We start from the raw sequence: 18,821 nt of genomic DNA on the forward strand, positions 1-18,821 counted from the left end.
GGAGCAAGAACATGAAGCGACCGCTGCGCGTTGTCGTTGCCAAGCCCGGCCTCGACGGGCACGACCGTGGGGCCAAGATCATCGCGCGCGCATTCCGCGACGCCGGTTTCGAAGTGATCTACACCGGGATCTTCCAGACCAGCGAGATGATCGTGCGCACCGTGCTGGAGGAAGATGCCGACATATTGGGTCTGAGCATCCTGTCTGGCTCGCATATGCACTTTGCCGAAGAAATCTGCGGTGCGCTGCGCGAGCAGGCGGCCAGGGAGGTGCTGGTGATCATGGGAGGCATCCTGCCGCCGAGGGATATCCCCAAGGTAAAGGAAGCAGGGGTGGCCGAAGTGTTCGGACCGGGCACACCCACTGCCAGGATCGTGGAATATGTGCGTGAATGGCAAGGGGCAGCCTGATGAGTTCCCCCGTCCATGGCGGTGCATTGAGGCTGGATGAGCTCCTGTCTCGTGCGGCGGCGACAGACCCGCAACGCGAAGCGGTTATCTTCGGCGACGTTTCATGGACCTATGCGCGGGTTGGCGACCGCGCAAGGCGGCTTGCGGCAAGTCTTGCCGCACTGGGCGTGGAACGCGGTGATCGCGTCGCACTCTGGGCATCCAACAGAGCGGAGTTCGTCGAAATCCTCTTCGGAATCCCGCTGCTGGGCGCCATTGCGGTTCCGCTCGATCAGTGGTGGACGAATAAGGATGCCATGGCCGCAATCAGCCAGGTTCGCCCGAAGGTGCTTATCGTCGGCACAGCGCAGGCAGGCCTGCTCGAAGGATGCGGATTCGATCTGGATGCTGCCGGCGTGGCGCATGTGGTGTCGCTCGACGCGCCAGCCGCAACGGCACCCCTGCCCTATGAACGGCTGCTGGCCGATGCGCAGCCGCTCCACCATTCGGTGCCCGTGGCTTCGGACGATCCCGCGCTGATCCTCTTTACGTCCGGCTCGACCGGGCGTTCCAAGGGGGCCGTGCACACGCATCGCAGCCTGATCGCCACCGCAATGGTGATGAGCCTCGAACTCGGCCTGCGCGACGGCGAGCGCACGCTGCATTTCCTGCCGCTGTTTTCGTCCTGTCTCGAACATCTCATCCCGCTCACGCTGATGCGCGCCACCCATGTGATCATGCCGCAATTCGATGCAGCCCAGGTCTGGCAGGCAATCGCAACGCACGGTATCACCCACATCGATGCCGTTCCGACCACGCTACGCCGCATGCTGGAGGCCGCGCCTTCCACCATTCCGCTTTCACTCAGGCTCGTTTCCTATGCATCCGAGCCGATGCCCGGTCCGTTGATCTCAGCTCTGGCCGAGAAGATGCCGCAGGTCGATTTCGTCCAGTTCTACGGCATGATCGAACATCTTTGCCTGACCGTGCAACGCCCGCCCGAGCAGATAGAAAAGAAGGGGAGCGTCGGCCTGCCGATGGTCGGCGCCGAGCTTCGGCTGCTGGAAACCGACGACGGCCCGGCTGCCCCCGTGGGGGAGATTCTCGCGCGCAGCCCGAGCATGTTTGTCGGCTATTGGCAGGACCCGGAAGCCACGGCAAAGGTCATGCATGACGGCTGGATGCGTACGGGCGATCTTGGCGCGTTCGACGAGGACGGATTTCTGGTGCTGTCGGGACGCCTCAAGGAAGTCATCAAGACCGGCGGCGTTTCCGTCATCCCGGGCGAGGTCGAGGCCACGCTGCTTCGCCATCCGCATGTGCGGGAGGCGGCAGTGGTGGGCATTCCCGACGAAAACTGGGGCGAGGCCGTGCACGCTTTCGTGACCCTGCATGCCGGTGCCGGCGCGCTCGAGGACGATTTGAAGACGTTCTGCCGCGGCCAGTTGGCCGGCTACAAGAGCCCCAAGGCGGTGCATGTCGTGGAAGAGCTTCCGCGCACCGGCATCGGCAAGATCGCGCGCCGCGCTGTGCGCGAGGATTTCCTGAGAGCCCGAACCGAAGAGGTGATCCCATGAGCGAAAGTCTTATCCGCCTGCGCATGGCGAGCGCGGACGGCCACTATGGCGGGGGGCTTGTGGACGGCGCCCGCGTGTTGCAGCTTTTCGGCGACGCAGTGACCGAAATCCTCGTCCGCCATGACGGCGACGAGGGATTGATGCGGGCGATGAACGCCGAATTCCTCGCCCCGGTCTGGGCCGGCGATTATCTCGAAATCCGCGCCACGCTTTCCCGGACGGGCAACACCTCGCGGACCCTGGAATGCACGGCCCACAAGATCATCGAGCTGGAACAGTCGGAGGAATCTGCCGCGCGCCTGCTTGCCGCGCCACAACTCGTGGCCAGGGCACAGGCAATTGCCGTCGTGCCCCTCGAAAAGCAGAGGGCGGCGGCGCGATGACCGGCAATATCGACCTTCTGGCGCGCGCCCGCGAAGGGCAGATCGCGGCCGTCGCACGCCTCCTGTCCATCGTCGAGAACGAGGAACCCGAAGCGGCCGAGATCGTGCGCGCCACCCATCCCGACACGGGCCACGCCACGGTCGTGGGCATCACCGGCCCTCCGGGAGCAGGCAAAAGCTCCCTTGTCTCGACGCTGACCGCAGCCTTCCGCGCTCGCTATCCGCGCGTCGCCGTTGTGGCGGTCGATCCGTCAAGCCCCTTTACCGGCGGCGCCATACTGGGCGACCGCATCCGCATGCGCGAGCGCTTTCTGGACGAAGGCGTATTCATCCGCAGCATGGCCAATCGCGGCAATTCCGGCGGCCTCGCCCGCACGACGAAACGCGTGGTGAACCTGCTCGATGCGCTCGGCTTCGACATCATCCTGGTCGAGACGGTGGGTGTGGGACAGGAGGAAATCGAGGTCGTGCGGGTGGTCGAAACCGTCTGCCTGCTGACCATCCCCGGCATGGGCGATGACATACAAGCCATCAAATCGGGCATCATGGAAATCGCCGACGTGCTGGTGGTCAACAAGGCCGACCGGCCGGGTGCCGACCGGGCGGTGAAAGACTTCGCCCAGATGATGACGCTCGGAACGCCTCGGCTCGACTGGAAGATTCCCATCGTTAAGACGTCCGCGACGGAAGGTACCGGCATCGACGATCTCGTCGCGGCCATCGAAAGCCACGGCAAATGGGCCCGCGCAAGCGGCGATGCACGCCGCCGCAGCCTTGATGCGATGCGGAAAGAGGTCGAAACGCTGCTGCGCGAGCGCATATTGCGCGAACTGGCCGAGAGAGTGACAGACGACCATCTCGATCGTGCAGCCGCGCGCGTCGCAGATCGCGAAGTCGACCCCTACGCAGCGGTCGAAGAGCTGCTTGCTTAGGCGCGCTTTGGCATGAACGCTCCAAGCTTCTCCCGCGGCGGGGTGGATGAACCGGCACGACGTCGGCGATCGGTCATTGCCGCTTCAGCAGTTGGCTTAGGTCAGGGTCCAGACTGAGCGGCATTGCGCTCGACAAGAAACCAAAGCACCGGTCACTCGGTCCGGTGCTTTCTGTTCAAACGGGAATTCAGGCCTCATTGGCGACGAAGTCGACGTAAATCCTTTCGTCGATTTCGATCACGGTCGGCCGGTTGCGCTGGGTGGCAGCCTTCAGTTTCGCCGGCAAATCGCGCGGGTCTTCCAGTTTTTCCGCCTCGCAGCCGAAGCCGCGCGCGATGATCAAGAAATCCGGCGTGTAGATGTCGACGCCGATCGGCTCGATGTCCCGCGCCTCCATATAGGCCTTGATCTCGCCATAGCCGTTGTTGTTCCAGAGCAGAACGATCAGCGGCAATCCGGCCTCGCGGGCCGCGCCCAACTCGGGCAATGTGAACTGGATGCCGCCATCGCCGGCAAGGCAGACCGTGGGACGGCCAGTGCCGATCAGCGCGCCGGCCGCCGCCGGCAGCGCATAGCCGAGCGTGCCGTAACCGGTCGCGGAGCAGAACCAGGAGCGTGGGTGGTTGGCCGCATAGTCGGTGCAGCCGGCATAGACCGGCTGGGCCGAGTCGCCCGCGATCACCACGTCCGGCAGCGTGTCGCGCACGACCTCCATCAATACCGCACCGGCGCGCAGGACGGGACTGAGCTCGGCGCGCGTGCCGTCGCGCGCGGCCTTGGCGCGCTCAGCGCCATCGCCGGCCGGGCGGGGCGACACGGAAGCTGCCAAAGCCTTCAGCGCGAGCCCGGTGTCCGAAATCAGCGCCAGATCGGCCGTACGGCCGCGCATGACCTGCTCCGGATCGATGTCGATGCGAACCAGCTTGCCGTTGATGCGCGCGCCGCCGGTGTCATAGAAATCGAAATCGGTCGGGCCGAATTCGGTGCCCGCTGCAATCACCAGATCTGCCGCCTCGATGAGTGCGGTCGTCGCTTCGGCGGACGGACTGCACGGCACGCCAAGCGGATGGCCGGCAGGCAGGGCGCCGCGACCGTTGACCGTCATGATCACGGGAGCGTCGAGCGCCTCAGCCAGCGCACGCAATGGCGTACCGGCATCGGCCGCGCCACCGCCGGCGATGAAGACCGGGCGCTTGGCCGCCGCGCACAGGGAGGCAACCTCGGCTATGGCGTTCTGTTCGGGCGCCGGGCGGGTCGGGGCAGGCCGCTTCACGGCCGGCGGCAGCGCCGAGGCGTCGAGCGTCAGGAGGTCGATGGGTAGCTCGATATGTACCGGGCGCGGGCGCGCCGACGCGAAGACGGCAAAGGCCCGCGCCATCACCTGCGGCAGCTCTTCGGCGCGCAGCACCGTGTGGCTGAAGGCGGTGAACTGGCGGCCCACCTGACGCTGGTCGGGCAGTTCGTGCAGGTGCCCCTCGCCCGAACCCATGCGGCCCGGCGCATTGACGCTGGTGATGACCAGCATGGGCACCGAGTCGCCATAGGCCTGCGCCATGGCAGTGGCGATGTTGGTGAGGCCGGGGCCGGAAATGATGAAGCACACGCCCGGCTTGCCGGTGGCGCGGGCATAGCCGTCGGCCATGAAGCCGGCGCCCTGCTCGTGGCGGGGCGTGATGTGGCGGATGCCGCTGCCGGGCAGGCCGCGATACATTTCCACCGTATGTACGCCGGGAATGCCGAACACCGTGTCGACGCCATAGGCGGCTAACAGTTCGACCAGATAGGTTCCGACCGTCTTCATTCAGGCAGTTCCTTTCGCGGCAGGCGCAGCAGGTTCGGCGCAGCCATCGAGCTGCGCCAGGATGGATTCGAAGGGTGGGCGTTCACCGAAGCCGATGAGCACAAGAATATTGTCTGCATCGAGGCTTTCGGGCGCTTTCGCCAACGGTTCGAGGGAAAGCCGCGCGCCGACGAGATGCACCGCAAAGCATCGGCCGTCATTGGCGCGCAAAAAGCCCTTGGCGCGATAGACCGCCGTAGGCAGGCCGACGAGAACCTTCTGCAGGCGTTTCAGATCGACCGCGCCGTCATGCCGCCAGATCGCGCTGACCGCCTGTTCGTGAACGGGTTGTGCCGTGAAAGGCGAAGCGAGCCCGCGTGGCGAAATCTCGCCGGCGAAGAGGATGTCGAAGGGCACGCTTGCATTCGTTGTTTCGACGGCGCGGGTGTCCGGAAACGTCCAGCGCGCGCGCCATTCATCGAGTTTTTCGCGTCCGACAAGGTCGGTCTTGTTGAGGAGCAGAAGGTCGGCAGAGCCGATCTGAGCTTCCGCGAGGCCGGGTGCCGCTGCAATCGCATCGTCAAAGCCGGCGGCATCGACCACGACGACGATCGCATCGGCCCGCAGGCGCGCGGCGAAGCGCGAATAGCGCACCGTGTCCATGATGCGGGCGGGATCGGCCACGCCGCTCGCCTCGATCACGATATGGTCGATGTCGGCGCGAGCGGCCAGAAGCTCCTCGAGCTGCTCGACAAACCCCTGGTTGAGGCCGCAGCACACGCAGCCGTTGGACAGGCTGTAGAGGCCGCCTTCGGTAGACGTGATCAGCGCGGCGTCGATGTTGATCGCGCCGAAATCATTGACCAGCACGGCGACCTTCAGCCCATGGTCGCCGCTCAGAATGTGATTGACGAGCGTCGTCTTGCCCGCGCCGAGGAAGCCGCCGATGACGGTAACAGGTGTGGGCGCGGCGCCCTTCGTCACCATAGCCGCGGCGCCTCGCCGTGCCACACGGCATCGGAGTTCTCGTTCAGCCGGTCGTGCACGAGCTGGCCCTGCATGAAGGTCAGGTCCACTTTCGTGGAGTGGATGTTACCCTGCGGCTCGACCTCGAACAGGTTGCGGTCGAGCACGATGATGTCGGCCGACTTGCCGACCTCGAGCGACCCCGCCTCATGCTCGATGCCCATCGACCAGGCGCCGTTCTTCGTCATCACGTCGATGGCCTGCGAGAGCGAAATCGGCTCGCCGAAGCGGCCTTCACCCTCGCCCCACGGATTGGCGCGGGTGACCATGGTTTCGAGTGCGATCCACGGATCGAGCGGGCTGACCGGCCAGTCGGTGCCGATGACGGCAACGCCGCCGGCCTCCAGCACGCCCTTGATATTGTAGGCGCGCGACAGGCGCTCCGGGCCATAGCCCGAGCGTGCGCCTGAGACGAATTTCGACGGATACCACGACACCGGCGAGAACTCGGCCGTGACGTTGAGATCGCGGAAGCGCTTGAGGTTGCCGCCATGCAGGATGGTCGAGTGCGCGCACTGATGGCGCACGCCGAGCCCGCCGGGACGCCGGCGCGCTTCCTCGACCGCGTCGAGGAATGTGTCGGAGGCCGCGTCGCCCGTGCAGTGGGCAATCACGCGAATACCCTGCCTGTCCATGTCCCAGATCATGTCGGCAAGGTGCTCTGGCGTCAGGTTGAGCTTGCCGCTCCAGCCGGAATTGCCGCCGTCCCATGGCGTGATGAGATAGGACGAGCGCGGCTCGACCGTGCCGTCGAAATGGAACTTCACCGCATTGGCGTTGAGCCGGGCTGAACGGTAATAGTGACGCTCGCCGGCCAACAGTTCCCAGCGACGGCGCACCGGGAAGATGTCGTCCTGCCAGCTTATCGCGGCCTCGACACGCAGGGTCAGTTCACCGGCCTGATCGAGCGACTGCAGCGCGTTCAGGCGACTTTCGCAGACATGAACATATTTCGTCGACACCACGCCGCGCGCGGACTGATAGCGCACACCGTCGCGATAGGCGGCGCGCAGCACCGGCACAGGCGTGGGCGGCATCGCCGCGTGGATCAACGCATAGGCGCCGTCGATCAGCAGACCCGTGGGCTCGCCGCTCACAGGATCGCGCTCCAGATAGCCGTTGGCCGGATCGGGCGTGTTCGTCTCGATGCCGGCGCGGCGCAGCGCCTCGCTGTTGACCATCATGGTGCCCCACATGCGGTCGAGCAGCGCCACCGGGCGGTCAGGCATCACCGTGTCCAGCCAGTCCTTGCCCGGAACGAGCCCGGCCTGACGGAAGGTGTAGCGGACGAAATACTGGCCGTAGATCCACTCCCGATCCGGGTGCCTGGCGGCATAGGCCAGGATGGCATCACGCACCTGATCCGGCGTCGGATCGACGATGCCGATATCCAGATCCTCGGCATAGCGTGGCGCCAGCGCAAGATCGGGATGGGTATGCATGTCGTAAAGGCCCGGCATGGCGAAGCGCCCGCCGAGGTCGGTCACCTTCGTCTGCGCACCGATCAGGTGCTCGACATCGGCACGCTCGCCGCGCGCGACGATGCGACCGCGCGCCACCGCCAGCGCCGAGCACCATGGCAGACCCGGATCGCCGGTGTAGATGCGGCCATTGACAAGCACGAGGTCCGCATGGGCACTGCGGGCTGCGTGGCTCGGGCGGTGGTCATAGAGAACGCGCATATCGGCAGTCTACCTTTTGGAAAGAGCCTCGATTTCCGGCCTCAGTAGCCGGCGCTCGGAATCCACCATTCGCGGCCACGCACGGTGGCGACATATTCGGGCCAGCGCAAGCCGATCGGCGCTTCGTAGTCGGCGAGCGGCGGAATCCAGTTCGTGCCGCCGACGCCGCCGCCGGTGCGCTGCTCGAACTCCTTGCGGGCAGCCGCACGCAACTCGGCATTCTGCATCAGTTCGAGCATCGAGTGAGCGATGGTCTTGGAGGCGCAGATGACCATCGGGTCGATGGTTTCGGGAATGCCGCCCAGAGCGTTCATCACCCAGTCCGGATAGGCAAAACCGGCCGGACCGGTGAGCATCGGACGGGCAATGTAGAGGCGCGCGGTCGGCGCGTGCCAGCACATGTCGGTGTAGTCGTCCGAGGTGTAGTTGATCTGCGACGGCGGCAGGTCCTGGCGCAGGATGCGCTCGGCCTCCTGCGGCGCGATCAGCTTTTCGCAATCGGGCAGGAAGGGCTCCGCCATCGGCTCAAGGCCGACATTGGTCTGGATTTCGCGGGCGATCTCCTTGGCGCGGTCGCTCCACTTCGGCGCGCCGACGGCGGCGAGCTTGTCATAGACGAGCTGCGCCATGGCATGGTTGGCAAGGCCGGGCCTCGACTTCGACACCCAGATCTTTTCCACGCGGCAGTGCGCGAGCCTGGCAGCCGCTTCCGCGTTGCGGTCGAGGATCAACGTCGCCTGCTCGGCCATCTCCACGGTCGGGACGCGGATGATGTACTGGATTTCGGCCAGCCGCGCCGGCAGGTTGTCGGCGGTGGCCTGCCCCGCCGTCAGGATCGCCTCGCTGATCGACCAGCCGCCCATATGCGGCAGCATGGAATCGCGCAGCGCCTTGGAGGCGTTGTACATATAGAACAGCGCATCGTTGGCGCCGGGCGCGCGCACGGCGCTGTGCGCCTGTGGGATGGGCAGGCCATCGGCGCGCTTCAGCCAGGTTTCCGGCTCGTCGCAGACGAAGCGATAGACCATCGCAAAGGCCGCGCCGCAATGCGTGTCCCAGTTCACCGTGTTGCACAGCGGCAGCATGTAGCAGGGGTGGAAGCTGATCATGGCGTCGAGGCCGTCATAATAGCCCCTGGCCGCATGGATCGGCTTGGAGCCGCGCACCTTCTCGGCCGGCTCGCCGAAGAATTTCAGCGTACCTGGAATGTTGTGCGCCTGCATGGCCGCCTTGGCGGCGAGCAGGCCGCCGAAGGCGCTCATGCCAAGCGCCGAATGCGGATCGGTGTGACCGCCGGCGTGTTCGTTGAGGCCGGCGCGCGGCGCCTTGACGGTGCTGGCCGCCTGGCAGTTGCCCGGCACGGCGTCGTATTCGGCATAGGAGGCGATGACCGGGCCGCCCTCGCCATTCGTCCACGATGCCGCAAAAGCGGTCGGCATGCCACCCGAGCCTTCCTCGACCTCGAAGCCTTCAGCGCGCAGGCGTTGCACATACCAGGCGGCGGATTCATACTCGCGCCAGGCAGTCTCGCCCTTGTGCCAGATCTCGCTGGTCCATTTCGACAATTCGGCGGCGTTTTCATCCACCCAATGTGTGGCGGTTTCCTCGGCAATTTTGCTGGTCATCGGCTGCTCGTCATTTTCCCCGCATGGTGCGCACGCAATGCCGGCTGTTGCACCGGCACGATTGATCCTCCGGAGCCGACAGAACCCGGCTCACCGCAAATTCATCGTATGGGATGAATGGGATTTTCAGAAAGTGATATATATTGCCGAATGACTTGAGAGTTTTTCATCTTTGGGAGGAAACATGACCTGGCCGGCAAGAAACCTGCCTTCCATGAGCGCCTTGCGGGCCTTCGATGCCGTCGCCCGCCACGGCAGCCTGTGGCAGGCGGCGCAGGAATTGCACCGCACGCCGAGCGCCATCAGCCACCAGCTTCGCTTTCTGGAACGCGAACTGGGACTGGAACTCACCGAGCGCGACGGCAAGGGCATCGAACTCACGCCGTTCGGCCGCCGCTATGCGCAGGAAGTGCGCACCGCGCTGGGACTGATCGCGCAGGCGGCCGAGATCGCCGACGACGTGCAGCTTCACGGCCGGCTGACGATCTCCTGCACGCCCGGCTTCGCCACTTTCTGGCTATGCAACCATTTCAACGAATTCCGCAGCCTCTATCCGCTGGTGCGCATCAAGCTGGTGACGCCACGGCGGCTGGACGATGTCAGCGATCCCGAATCGGACGTCTTCATCGCCTTTGGGGCCGGAAGCTGGCCGAACCACTGGTCGGAACTGCTGGCGCAGGTGGAATTCACGCCGATCTGCAGCCCTGTGCTGCTCAATTCCAACAATATCCATACGCCGGAGGACCTGACCCGGCTGCCGCTGCTGCATCTCAATGATTTCCAGGACTGGTCGCTGTGGTTCGGTACCTACGGCCTGCCGATGCCGGGTCCGGAGAACAGCATTGTCTTTTCCGATGTCTATCTCGCGCAGGCGGCTGCGATTGCCGGGCAGGGCGTTGCCATGGGCGACGACATCGTCTGCGGCAGGGCGCTGACAGACGGCGACCTCGTGCGCCCCTTCGACAGCACCATCAAATCGCCGGAGTCCTACTTTCTGGTCTGCGAGCGGCACAAGCTCGATCAGCCGATCGTCAGTGCCTTCTGCAACTGGCTGAAAGCAAGCCTTGCCGAGAGCCGGCAATTGCTCCGCTCGCGGCAACATGAATAATCTTCACCTGAACAACGCAAATTATTCCATTGTGGTGAATTCGCTTTTCACCCTATCGTTCCGAAAAAGAGATAAGGGGGAGTGGGTTTGACCCCTCAACGACATCGCGCCTCTCAGCTCAGTGCTATCGGTCTCGGCAAGTCCTTCGGCAATTTCGAGGCCTTGCGCAGCCTTGACCTGACCATTGCCGCCGGCGAATTTCTGACCCTGCTCGGCCCCTCCGGCTCGGGCAAGACCACCTTTTTGATGGCGCTCGCCGGCTTCCTGAAACCGACGACCGGGCATCTGGAAGAAGACGGCGTGGACATCACCGACCGTCCTGCCGACAAGCGTAATTTCGGCATGGTGTTCCAGGGATATGCGCTGTTCCCGCATCTTTCGGTAGCCGAAAACGTCGCCTTCCCGCTCAAGGTACGCAAGGTGCCGGCCGTCGAAATCAGGAGGCGCGTGGGCGAGATGATCGAGCGCGTCGGTCTTTCCGCGCATGCCCACAAGAAGCCGGCACAGCTCTCCGGCGGCCAGCAGCAGCGTGTGGCATTGGCCCGCGCGCTGGTGTTCGAGCCGGGCGTACTGCTGCTCGACGAGCCGTTCTCGGCCCTCGACAAGAACCTGCGCGAGGGCCTGCAGGCCGAAATGAAGCGCGTTCATCGCGAGACCGGCACCACCTTCGTCTTCGTCACCCACGACCAGAGCGAAGCGCTGGCGCTTTCCGACCGCATCGCCATCTTCAATCATGGCCAGCTGATGCAGGCGGCCGAGCCGCGCGCGATCTACACGCGGCCGTCAAGTCGTTTCGTCGCCGAATTCCTCGGCCGCATCAATCTTCTGCCGCTCGAAGGCTGCAGCGCCAGCAACGGGCGCGCCACCGGCCGTCTCGGCGAACATGCGCTGTCGGCGCCGACTGCCGCCGCAACACCTGCCGGAAAGCAGGCCCTTCTGGCCGTGCGCCCGGAACATCTGCGCATCGGCACGGCCGGCGCGAACGACAATACCCTCGCCGGCGTGGTAGCCGACAAGATCTATAACGGAGCCGAAACGAGCCTTCAGGTGAGCTTGCCCACGGGCCAGCGGCTGCAGCTTTCGGTGCCCGACCACTCGGCGGCGGCCCGTATGGCCGTCGGCGAGCGGACCACGATATGCTGGCCGGTCGAAGCCGGCTTCATTCTGCACGACGACAAGAACATCTGAACCAGAACGAATGGGAGCAAGCACGAACATGTCCGAGCACTTCAAGCGCGACTGTTTCGAAATCCTCACCCGCCGCGCCGCCGCCGGCGAAATCGACCGTCGCAGCTTCGTCAAGGCTGCCGCCCTGCTGCTCAGCGTGCCGATGGCCATGCGCGCCAAGATGGCGTTCGCGGCCGACCAGCTCGTGGTGGCGAACTGGGGCGGCGACGCCATCGACGCCTTCCAGAAGGCGTTTGGCGAACCCTTCACCAAGGCAACCGGCATTGCCGTGCGCATCGACGGCAGCGGCCCGACCGAGGGCGCCATCAAGGCGCAGATCACCTCCGGCAAGATCATCTGGGACGTGGTCGATGCCGACGCCAATCTCGGCATCGCCTTCGGCAAGGAAGGCGTGCTGGAAGCGCTCGACTACAATACGATCGACCGCGCCAAAATCCGCAAGGGCTATGACTACGAGTTCGGCACACCGGGCTATTTCTTTTCCTATGTGCTCGCCTACGATTCCGCCAGGTTCTCCGACGAAGCGCCGACGTCGCCGGCCGACTTCTGGAATGTCGAGAAGTTCCCCGGCAAGCGCACCATGTACAAGTGGATGAACGGCATGCTGGAGGCAGCGCTGCTGGCCGACGGCGTGAAGCCGGAAGAGCTCTATCCGCTCGATATCGACCGCGCGCTGGCCAAGATCGAGGCGCTGAAGCCGCACATCATCTCCTTCTGGGGTTCTGGCGCGGAAAGCCAGCAGCTTCTCACCGAAGGCGAAGCCGCGATGGGCTATATCTGGAACACCCGCGCCATCCTGCTCGGCCGCGACACGGACGACCAGATCAAGTGGGGCTATGACGGCGGTTTCCTCAACTCCTCCACCTGGATCACGCCGAAGGGCAACCCCGCAGGCCGCGACAATGCCATGCGCTTCATCGCAACCTCCCAGGACGCTCAGAGCCAGGTGATGCTGTTCGACCTGCTCGGCAACGGCCCGGCCAACCCGGAGGCCGACGCGCTGATCCCGGACGACAGGAAGGCCCTGAACTGCGTGTCGCCGGAGGCGGAAGCCAAGCAGGTCACGCTCAACGCCGAGTGGTACGCCGACAATTATTCGGCGGCGCTGGAAAAATTCCTGGCGCTGGTTTCCAAGTAAGCTGCGGGCGGCTCGGACCGCCCCTCCAGAAATCGACACGGCGGGAGGGCCTTGATCATGACACGATCCTGGATGCGATACGCGATCCTGCTGGCTCCCCTGCCGCTGTTCCTGGTCGTCTCCTATGTGCTGCCCTTCCTGATGGTGGCCAAGTGGAGCGTGACCGATCCCGAGCCCGGCTTCGGGCAATATATCCGCATCTTTACCGATCCCACCGTGCAGGCGGTGCTGATCCGCACGCTGCGCATCTGCGTCATCGTCACTCTGGTGTCGGTGACGCTCGCCTACGCCATCGCCTATAACTGGGTGTTCGGCCCGCCAAGGCGCCAGCGACTGATCGAATATTGCGTGCTGATCCCGTTCTGGATCTCGGTGCTGATCCGCGCCTTCGGCTGGCTGATCCTGTTGCGCAACAACGGCATTATCAATGAGAGCCTGATGGGCATCGGCATCATTAAGGAGCCGCTGGCGCTGGTGCGCAACGAGCTCGGCAGCATCATCGGCATGACGCATTTCCTCATTCCGTTCGCGGTCTTCCCGCTCGCCTCGGCGTTGCGCCAGGTCGATCCGCGCGTGCTGCAGGCCGCCAGCGGGCTGGGCGCGGGACGCATGCGCATCTTCTGGACGGTTACGCTGCCAATGACCATGCCCGGCGTGCTGGGCGCCGGCATCATCGTCTTCGTCTTCGCGCTCGGCTTCTTCATCACTCCGGCGATCCTGTCGGGCGGCCGCAGCGTGATGGTGGCGGAGTTCATTTATCTGCAACTCTTCCAGACCGTGAACTGGGGGTTGGCCGCCGCAATCAGCGTGGTCCTTCTGGTCATCGTGGCCGCACTCGGAACGCTGCTCCACAAGGTCGCGCGCCTCGACAAGCTCGTAGGGTGACAACAATGAGCGCCAACCCCAACAGCACGGACAAGCCGGGCCGCGTCAGCGCCGCGATCGTCTATCTCACGATCGTCTTCCTGCTGATGCCGCTTCTGGCGATCATCCCGGTATCCTTCACAGGCACGCGCTACCTGTCCATGCCCAGGGGCAACTGGTCGCTGCGCCACTATGAGGCGCTGCTGACCAATCCGATCTGGCTCGACAGCATCAAGCTCAGCCTTGGCATCGCGGTGGCGAGCGCCGCCATCTCCACCATCCTCGCGGTGATGTTCGGGCTCGGGCTCTGGTATGTGCGCAACCGCTTCTCGACCATGCTGGCCGCATTGGTGTTCCTGCCCATGGTGATGCCGCCGGTGGTCTCGGCCATCATCCTCTATTTCTTCGAGACATCGCTGATCGATGTCGCGCCATGGATCGGCTTCGACAGCGTCGGCGGCGTCATCCTCGCCCATGTCGTGGTTGCGACACCCTTCGCGCTCGTCACCTTCATGGTCGCGCTCAGCCAGATCGACAAGCGCATCGACATGGCCGCGCGGGGGCTTGGCGCGTCGCTGTGGCAGTCGATCTTCTGGGTGGTGTTGCCCAATGCGAAGTTCGGCATCCTCTCGGCAGCCTTCTTCGCCTTCATCCTGTCGTGGGAAGAGATTTCGGTGACGCTGTTCATCACCTCGTTCAACGTCATCACCCTGCCCCGCCAGATGTGGAACGGCATGCGCGACAATGTCGATCCGGCAATCGCCGCGATCTCGGTGATCCTGATCTCGCTTACCGTGATCGGCATCCTTGTGCGCAACCTCTGGGACTGGCAGCGCGCGCGCGCGCTTGCGAAGGCCTGATCGGCGCGATCAGGCTGTACGCGGGCTATGTCAAAGCGGGTTCGGAAAAGGGGATTGGCGCGCGGGCAGCGCGATGGCCCCGCATTCGGAGTTCGGCGATCTATCATGGCCGAATGCCTGCGGGGCCGGTTTGACGATCAGGCTGCGTCGGGAATATCGGAGTCCTCTACGAAAGTTCCTTCAGGCAGGCCGAGGGCGCGGGCGAGCCTGTCCCGATAGCCCTTGTCGAAACGATGACCCGTCTCGATCAGTTCGATTTCCTCGACGGTCAGGCCGCTCGTCACGGCGACGTCTTCGATTGCGTAGCCAAGGTGCTCCCGATAAGCACGGATAATGTTTTTTCCTGCAGATATTGCAGCAAGCACTGCCTCAGGCAGTGCAGAGGGCGTTGTAGCCATTTTGCCTCCAGATACAGAGATCGGCCGAACGGGCACTCAAACGCTTGCCGGCCGATATAATAGAGGATGCCGAAAAACCCGCTTCGGGCGACATCCGCAAAAGCGCGGTCACTCTCGAATTGTAGAGAGGTGCTGCCCCAATATGGCCGTTGATCGACTTTGAATCAAGATTTGAAGCGCCTCAGGATCGTGTCAAATGCCTCCACGGCGGCGCAAACCGTGCTCTGCAAGGCATCACGATTTGTTGACAAGCAGTAACGTCCCGCCGCGTCGATCACGTGCGAGTATCTGTTCGCTTCCGTTACCCGCGCTTTTCCGCGCCAGTCCGGTTCATGAAACCAGCGACTCGTGCGCAAGAATGGCCTGCAGCGCGTCATAGGCAGCAAGCACGGTCTGCATCTGCGCCGTGTGGCCCTTCACGAAGGCCTCGCCATAGATCGTCTCGTCCGGATATTCGGTGATCAGCGTCAGCGGCACGTCATGCCGCTCATCCACCCCGGAGAAGCAGGGAAAACCGTTGATGATGCGGAAGCCTGTCTCGCCGGCATGGGTCTCGAAGAGCGCAATCTGTGCGTCATTATAGGCAAGCAGGTCCGGTATGGCGCCCAGATGCCGGGTCACGCGGTCCAGCAGTTCCTCGGCCCGGGCTTCCCACCCTTCATGATGGCGCACGATGAGGAAGAAGCCTTTCGGCAGCGTCCACATGGCGAAGTTGCGCGGCACATAGCCTGACAGCGGCCGGGTCCACTCATGCGAGGGGTAGCCGTGCAGATTGACATGCAGCTTCGCGCCGCTCAGCTGCTTCGCTTCGAAGCGGATCGCCTTCTCATTCAGATCGACGCCGGCGTTTTCCGCCGTGCGGTATTCGAGATCGTCGCCCAGCGCCGTGTAACGCGCGGCATGGTGCATGTGCAGCGGATTGTCCACGCGCAGACGCTGGTGCAGTGCATAGCCGTCCGGGTTTTCCTGCGGCGAGATGGTGAAATGCGCCCCCTCGCGGCCCGCAAGCACCCTGGCCGCCCGCAGCGCACCGACCACACCGGTGGTTTCGTTGGCATGCTGGCCGCCGCTGATCATCATGGCGGCGTCCGTGCCCTTCACATAGCGCGCCGCGACGCGCCGGCCGGAACGCGTATGCGCCTCGAAGGGCGCACCACCGATCGCTTCCAGTTCGGAGGCAATTTGTTCCGCGGAAAGCGGCCGCTCGGCAGTGTCGAGATCCTGTGCGGCTTCTGCAGCGTTCACACCCAAGAGCGGACGCGTTTCCACACGCACTGACGGCCCGCCCTCGCTTTGAACAATTTCCGGCACGATCTGGCCGGGCTTCAGGCCACGGTCGCCCAGCGGCCGGCCGGACTTCTTCTGGAAGATTTCCAGCAGCGAAAAATAGAAATCCTCGTGCAGCGCCTCGCGCAGGCTGACGACTTCCTCGTCATGAGCCAGTTTTTCGTCCGCCGCGGGCAGTTCGACGCGGATGTTCAGTTCTTCGAAATAGGGTTCCGAAGCCCCCCAGTCGTGACCCGCTATCGCTTCGAGCGTGGAAGCAAACAGCGCCTCATAATCGGTCTCCAGCCGTTCGCCTGCCTCGCCGGGCGAGGTGACGATCCAGCCTGTGGGCGACAGGTTCGTCTCGCCGACGAGATCGACATGCACGCGGTTGGGCGCGAAAACGCGGTGATTTTCGCTCGAACCGTCCTTGGCGATAAGCACGACCTCATAGAACAGGCCGGCATCTTCCCGTTCGACGAACTCGATCTCCGCGTCGCCCACCAGGGCGGCCAGCGGATAGGCCTCCAGCCGAAAGCGGTTGCGCGGGGCATCCGGGTGGACCGGATAGGAAACCCGGACCGTCTTCAGCGAAGCAATGTCCACCTCTTCAACGAAAAAGTGCAGCAGCGGCTTGTAGGCACTGCGGATTTCCGCATCCATGCCCGCAGCGGCGAGGCGCTGCTGCGCCGCGACGCGGCTTGCTCGGTCGTCGAATGTCCAGGCGCGCAGATAGTTTCCGTCACCCGAATGTTCGGCAACCAGCCGGTCGAGGGTACGTTCGAATTCGCGCGCGTGGATTACTGTCATCTGGAAGTCCGGCCGGTCGGGTCGAGGCTGTCGCGCAGCCAGTCGCCCAGGAGGTTGAGACCGAGAACGGTCAGGAGAATGGCGAGGCCCGGAAACACGCTGACCCACCAGGCAAGCTGGAGATAGGTGCGCCCGTCGGCCAGCATGCCGCCCCAGCTCGGGATCGTCGGATCGACGCCGAGACCGAGGAAGGTGAGGCTCGATTCGAGCAGGATGTTGGTGGCGACGTTGAGCGTCATCAGCACGATCACCGGACCCAGCAGGTTGGGCAGCAGGTGCTGGAAGATGATGCGCCGGTCGCGCACGCCGATGGCTTGCGCCGACAGGATGAACTCACGGTCGCGCAGCGCCAGCACCGAGCCGCGCACCAGGCGCGCATATTGCACCCACTGCGACACGATGAGCAGGATGATGGTGTTGGTGAGGCTGCCGCCGAGGATGGCGATGAAGGTGATGGCCAAAAGGATGAAGGGCAACGCAAGCTGCACATCGGCAAAGCGCATCAGCACCATGTCCCAGAAGCCGCGATAATAGCCGGCCACCAGCCCCATCAGCACGCCGATGACCACCGCACCCGCAACGGACACGAAGCCGACCGTGAGTGAGATGCGTCCGCCCGCCACCACGCGCGCCAGCACGTCGCGACCGAGCGGGTCGGTGCCGAGCGGATGCGCGGCATCGACGAAGGGCGGGGTCAGCCGCGCCATCAGGTCTATTCTGTCGAAGCCGCCGGGGAACAGCACGTCGGCGAACAGCACCGCCAGGCAGATCGTGCCGGTGAGGAAGGCGCCGAGGATGAATTCCAGGCTGAGGAAGCGGGAGCGCGCGGTGGAAGTTGTCGAGGAAGCCATGCGCTCACTCCGTCCTGATGCGCGGATCGACAAGCCCGTAGGCGATGTCGACAATGAGATTGATGCCGATGATAAGCAGCGCCAGCACGGTGATGACCGCCTGTAGCACGGGATAATCGCGCGCGCCGACCGCGTCAAAGGCGAGCGTGCCCATGCCCGGCCAGTTGAACACCCGCTCGATGACGACGATGCCGCCGAGCAGGCCGCCGAACTGCAGGCCGAAATAGGTGATGAGCGGGATCGCGCAATTGCGCAGCGCATGCTTGTAGAGCACCTTGCTTTCGCTGAGGCCCTTGGCGCGAGCCACCATGATATATTGGGATTGCAGCGTCTCCAGCATGGCCGTGCGCACCAGCCGCACATTGGTGGCGGTAAGGATGACGCCCATCGTGACCGCCGGCATGATATAGCTTTCGATGCCGCCCATGCCGCTTGGCGGCAGCCAGTTCAGCGTCACGCTGAACAGCAGCACCAGCATGATGGCCAGCCAGAAATTGGGGAAGGAAAGTCCGACCAGCGACAGGATGCGGATGGCCTGGTCGGCCCATTTGCCGCGCGTGGTGGCCGCCTTGATGCCGAGCGGAATCGACAGCACGATCGAAACGACCATCGAGATGAAGGCAAGCAGCAGCGTGGCCGGCAGCGCATCGGCGATGAGCCGCGACACGGGCGTGCCGCCAAGGAAGCTGCGGCCGAAATCCAGTGTCAGCAGGCCTTTGAGGAAGCTGAAATACTGGACAAGGAAGGGTTGATCGACGCCGAGAGCCGTACGGATGCGCTGCAGGTCCTCCTCCGTCACACTGCCCGCGCCTTGCGTGAGCATGAGCGCCGGGTCGCCGGTAAGGCGGATGGCAAACGATACGACCAGCGTCACCACGATGACGACGAAGATCGCTTGCAGCACGCGTTTGATCAGAAATCCGGCCAAGAGGGGTCGATCCTTC

General features: G+C 64.2%; 17 protein-coding genes. 9 read left to right on the top strand and 8 right to left on the bottom strand.

Annotated features, from left to right (window positions below):
• Positions 1-11: 11 nt before the first annotated feature.
• Genes C7441_RS08745 through meaB form a run of 4 tightly spaced genes read left to right on the top strand, consistent with a single transcriptional unit; the run spans position 12 to position 3,281 of the window.
• A complete protein-coding gene (locus tag C7441_RS08745; RefSeq protein WP_109612539.1) occupies positions 12-410 on the top strand; it encodes a cobalamin B12-binding domain-containing protein in 399 nt (132 codons plus the stop codon).
• A complete protein-coding gene (locus tag C7441_RS08750) occupies positions 410-1,966 on the top strand; it encodes a class I adenylate-forming enzyme family protein (protein WP_170125055.1) in 1,557 nt (518 codons plus the stop codon). The genes C7441_RS08745 and C7441_RS08750 overlap by 1 nt, the downstream gene beginning before the upstream one ends.
• Complete coding sequence (locus tag C7441_RS08755; RefSeq protein WP_109612541.1) at positions 1,963-2,349, top strand: hotdog domain-containing protein; 387 nt, start codon at positions 1,963-1,965, stop codon at positions 2,347-2,349. Before C7441_RS08750 ends, C7441_RS08755 begins: the two co-directional genes overlap by 4 nt.
• Positions 2,346-3,281, top strand: coding sequence for a methylmalonyl Co-A mutase-associated GTPase MeaB (gene meaB, locus C7441_RS08760; protein ID WP_109612542.1), 936 nt, complete (start codon positions 2,346-2,348; stop codon positions 3,279-3,281). The genes C7441_RS08755 and meaB overlap by 4 nt, the downstream gene beginning before the upstream one ends.
• A gap of 187 nt (positions 3,282-3,468) precedes the next feature.
• Here meaB and C7441_RS08765 read toward each other — a convergent pair whose 3' ends face one another.
• The 4 genes from C7441_RS08765 to C7441_RS08780 are packed head-to-tail and all read right to left on the bottom strand — an operon-like array spanning position 3,469 to position 9,394.
• Entirely contained in the window at positions 3,469-5,082 is a 1,614-nt protein-coding gene (locus C7441_RS08765) for a 5-guanidino-2-oxopentanoate decarboxylase (RefSeq protein ID WP_109612543.1), read from the bottom strand.
• Positions 5,083-6,048 carry a CobW family GTP-binding protein gene (locus C7441_RS08770; RefSeq protein WP_109612544.1) on the bottom strand — a complete coding sequence of 322 codons (966 nt, stop codon included), beginning with the start codon at positions 6,046-6,048 and terminating at the stop codon, positions 5,083-5,085.
• Complete coding sequence (locus C7441_RS08775; RefSeq protein ID WP_109612545.1) at positions 6,042-7,769, bottom strand: amidohydrolase; 1,728 nt, start codon at positions 7,767-7,769, stop codon at positions 6,042-6,044. Before C7441_RS08775 ends, C7441_RS08770 begins: the two co-directional genes overlap by 7 nt.
• Positions 7,770-7,810: 41 nt before the next feature.
• Positions 7,811-9,394 (bottom strand): zinc-binding metallopeptidase family protein, encoded by a 1,584-nt coding sequence (locus tag C7441_RS08780; RefSeq protein WP_109612546.1) that lies wholly within the window; start codon positions 9,392-9,394, stop codon positions 7,811-7,813.
• 184 nt (positions 9,395-9,578) lie between these two features.
• Here C7441_RS08780 and C7441_RS08785 point away from each other — a divergent pair, with 184 nt between their 5' ends.
• The 5 genes from C7441_RS08785 (at position 9,579) to C7441_RS08805 (ending at position 14,552) form a co-directional block, all read left to right on the top strand.
• Complete coding sequence (locus C7441_RS08785; protein ID WP_109612547.1) at positions 9,579-10,502, top strand: LysR substrate-binding domain-containing protein; 924 nt, start codon at positions 9,579-9,581, stop codon at positions 10,500-10,502.
• Positions 10,503-10,589: 87 nt separating this feature from the next.
• Positions 10,590-11,690, top strand: coding sequence for an ABC transporter ATP-binding protein (locus C7441_RS08790; RefSeq protein ID WP_170125056.1), 1,101 nt, complete (start codon positions 10,590-10,592; stop codon positions 11,688-11,690).
• A 28-nt stretch (positions 11,691-11,718) separates the two neighbouring features.
• Positions 11,719-12,828, top strand: coding sequence for an ABC transporter substrate-binding protein (locus C7441_RS08795; RefSeq protein WP_109612698.1), 1,110 nt, complete (start codon positions 11,719-11,721; stop codon positions 12,826-12,828).
• A 57-nt stretch (positions 12,829-12,885) separates the two neighbouring features.
• Positions 12,886-13,713: an ABC transporter permease gene (locus C7441_RS08800; RefSeq protein WP_244916089.1), complete on the top strand. Its 828-nt coding sequence runs from the start codon at positions 12,886-12,888 to the stop codon at positions 13,711-13,713.
• Positions 13,714-13,718: 5 nt separating this feature from the next.
• A complete protein-coding gene (locus tag C7441_RS08805) occupies positions 13,719-14,552 on the top strand; it encodes an ABC transporter permease (protein WP_109612549.1) in 834 nt (277 codons plus the stop codon).
• Positions 14,553-14,689: 137 nt separating this feature from the next.
• On the opposite strand, the gene C7441_RS08810 is transcribed toward C7441_RS08805, so the two are convergent.
• From C7441_RS08810 to C7441_RS08825, 4 genes are all read right to left on the bottom strand, one after another.
• A complete protein-coding gene (locus tag C7441_RS08810) occupies positions 14,690-14,950 on the bottom strand; it encodes a helix-turn-helix domain-containing protein (RefSeq protein WP_170125057.1) in 261 nt (86 codons plus the stop codon).
• 330 nt (positions 14,951-15,280) lie between these two features.
• Complete coding sequence (locus tag C7441_RS08815) at positions 15,281-17,026, bottom strand: M14 family metallopeptidase (protein ID WP_109612550.1); 1,746 nt, start codon at positions 17,024-17,026, stop codon at positions 15,281-15,283.
• Positions 17,023-17,877, bottom strand: coding sequence for an ABC transporter permease (locus tag C7441_RS08820; RefSeq protein WP_109612551.1), 855 nt, complete (start codon positions 17,875-17,877; stop codon positions 17,023-17,025). The genes C7441_RS08815 and C7441_RS08820 overlap by 4 nt, the downstream gene beginning before the upstream one ends.
• Before the next feature lie 4 nt (positions 17,878-17,881).
• Positions 17,882-18,805 carry an ABC transporter permease gene (locus tag C7441_RS08825; protein WP_109612552.1) on the bottom strand — a complete coding sequence of 308 codons (924 nt, stop codon included), beginning with the start codon at positions 18,803-18,805 and terminating at the stop codon, positions 17,882-17,884.
• Positions 18,806-18,821: the final 16 nt, after the last annotated feature.

Origin of the sequence: Pseudaminobacter salicylatoxidans, from assembly GCF_003148475.1 — a bacterium.
In the GTDB taxonomy this organism is placed as follows: Bacteria; Pseudomonadota; Alphaproteobacteria; order Rhizobiales; family Rhizobiaceae; genus Pseudaminobacter; species Pseudaminobacter salicylatoxidans.

What these genes read in the sequence shown, in the direction of transcription:
- C7441_RS08745 (WP_109612539.1), top strand. Translation starts at nt 12, where the DNA reads ATGAAGCGACCGCTGCGCGTTGTCGTTGCCAAGCCCGGCCTCGACGGG.
- C7441_RS08750 (WP_170125055.1), top strand. Translation starts at nt 410, where the DNA reads ATGAGTTCCCCCGTCCATGGCGGTGCATTGAGGCTGGATGAGCTCCTG.
- C7441_RS08755 (WP_109612541.1), top strand. Translation starts at nt 1,963, where the DNA reads ATGAGCGAAAGTCTTATCCGCCTGCGCATGGCGAGCGCGGACGGCCAC.
- meaB (WP_109612542.1), top strand. Translation starts at nt 2,346, where the DNA reads ATGACCGGCAATATCGACCTTCTGGCGCGCGCCCGCGAAGGGCAGATC.
- C7441_RS08765 (WP_109612543.1), bottom strand. Translation starts at nt 5,082, where the DNA reads ATGAAGACGGTCGGAACCTATCTGGTCGAACTGTTAGCCGCCTATGGC.
- C7441_RS08770 (WP_109612544.1), bottom strand. Translation starts at nt 6,048, where the DNA reads ATGGTGACGAAGGGCGCCGCGCCCACACCTGTTACCGTCATCGGCGGC.
- C7441_RS08775 (WP_109612545.1), bottom strand. Translation starts at nt 7,769, where the DNA reads ATGCGCGTTCTCTATGACCACCGCCCGAGCCACGCAGCCCGCAGTGCC.
- C7441_RS08780 (WP_109612546.1), bottom strand. Translation starts at nt 9,394, where the DNA reads ATGACCAGCAAAATTGCCGAGGAAACCGCCACACATTGGGTGGATGAA.
- C7441_RS08785 (WP_109612547.1), top strand. Translation starts at nt 9,579, where the DNA reads ATGACCTGGCCGGCAAGAAACCTGCCTTCCATGAGCGCCTTGCGGGCC.
- C7441_RS08795 (WP_109612698.1), top strand. Translation starts at nt 11,719, where the DNA reads ATGTCCGAGCACTTCAAGCGCGACTGTTTCGAAATCCTCACCCGCCGC.
- C7441_RS08800 (WP_244916089.1), top strand. Translation starts at nt 12,886, where the DNA reads ATGACACGATCCTGGATGCGATACGCGATCCTGCTGGCTCCCCTGCCG.
- C7441_RS08805 (WP_109612549.1), top strand. Translation starts at nt 13,719, where the DNA reads ATGAGCGCCAACCCCAACAGCACGGACAAGCCGGGCCGCGTCAGCGCC.
- C7441_RS08810 (WP_170125057.1), bottom strand. Translation starts at nt 14,950, where the DNA reads ATGGCTACAACGCCCTCTGCACTGCCTGAGGCAGTGCTTGCTGCAATA.
- C7441_RS08815 (WP_109612550.1), bottom strand. Translation starts at nt 17,026, where the DNA reads ATGACAGTAATCCACGCGCGCGAATTCGAACGTACCCTCGACCGGCTG.
- C7441_RS08820 (WP_109612551.1), bottom strand. Translation starts at nt 17,877, where the DNA reads ATGGCTTCCTCGACAACTTCCACCGCGCGCTCCCGCTTCCTCAGCCTG.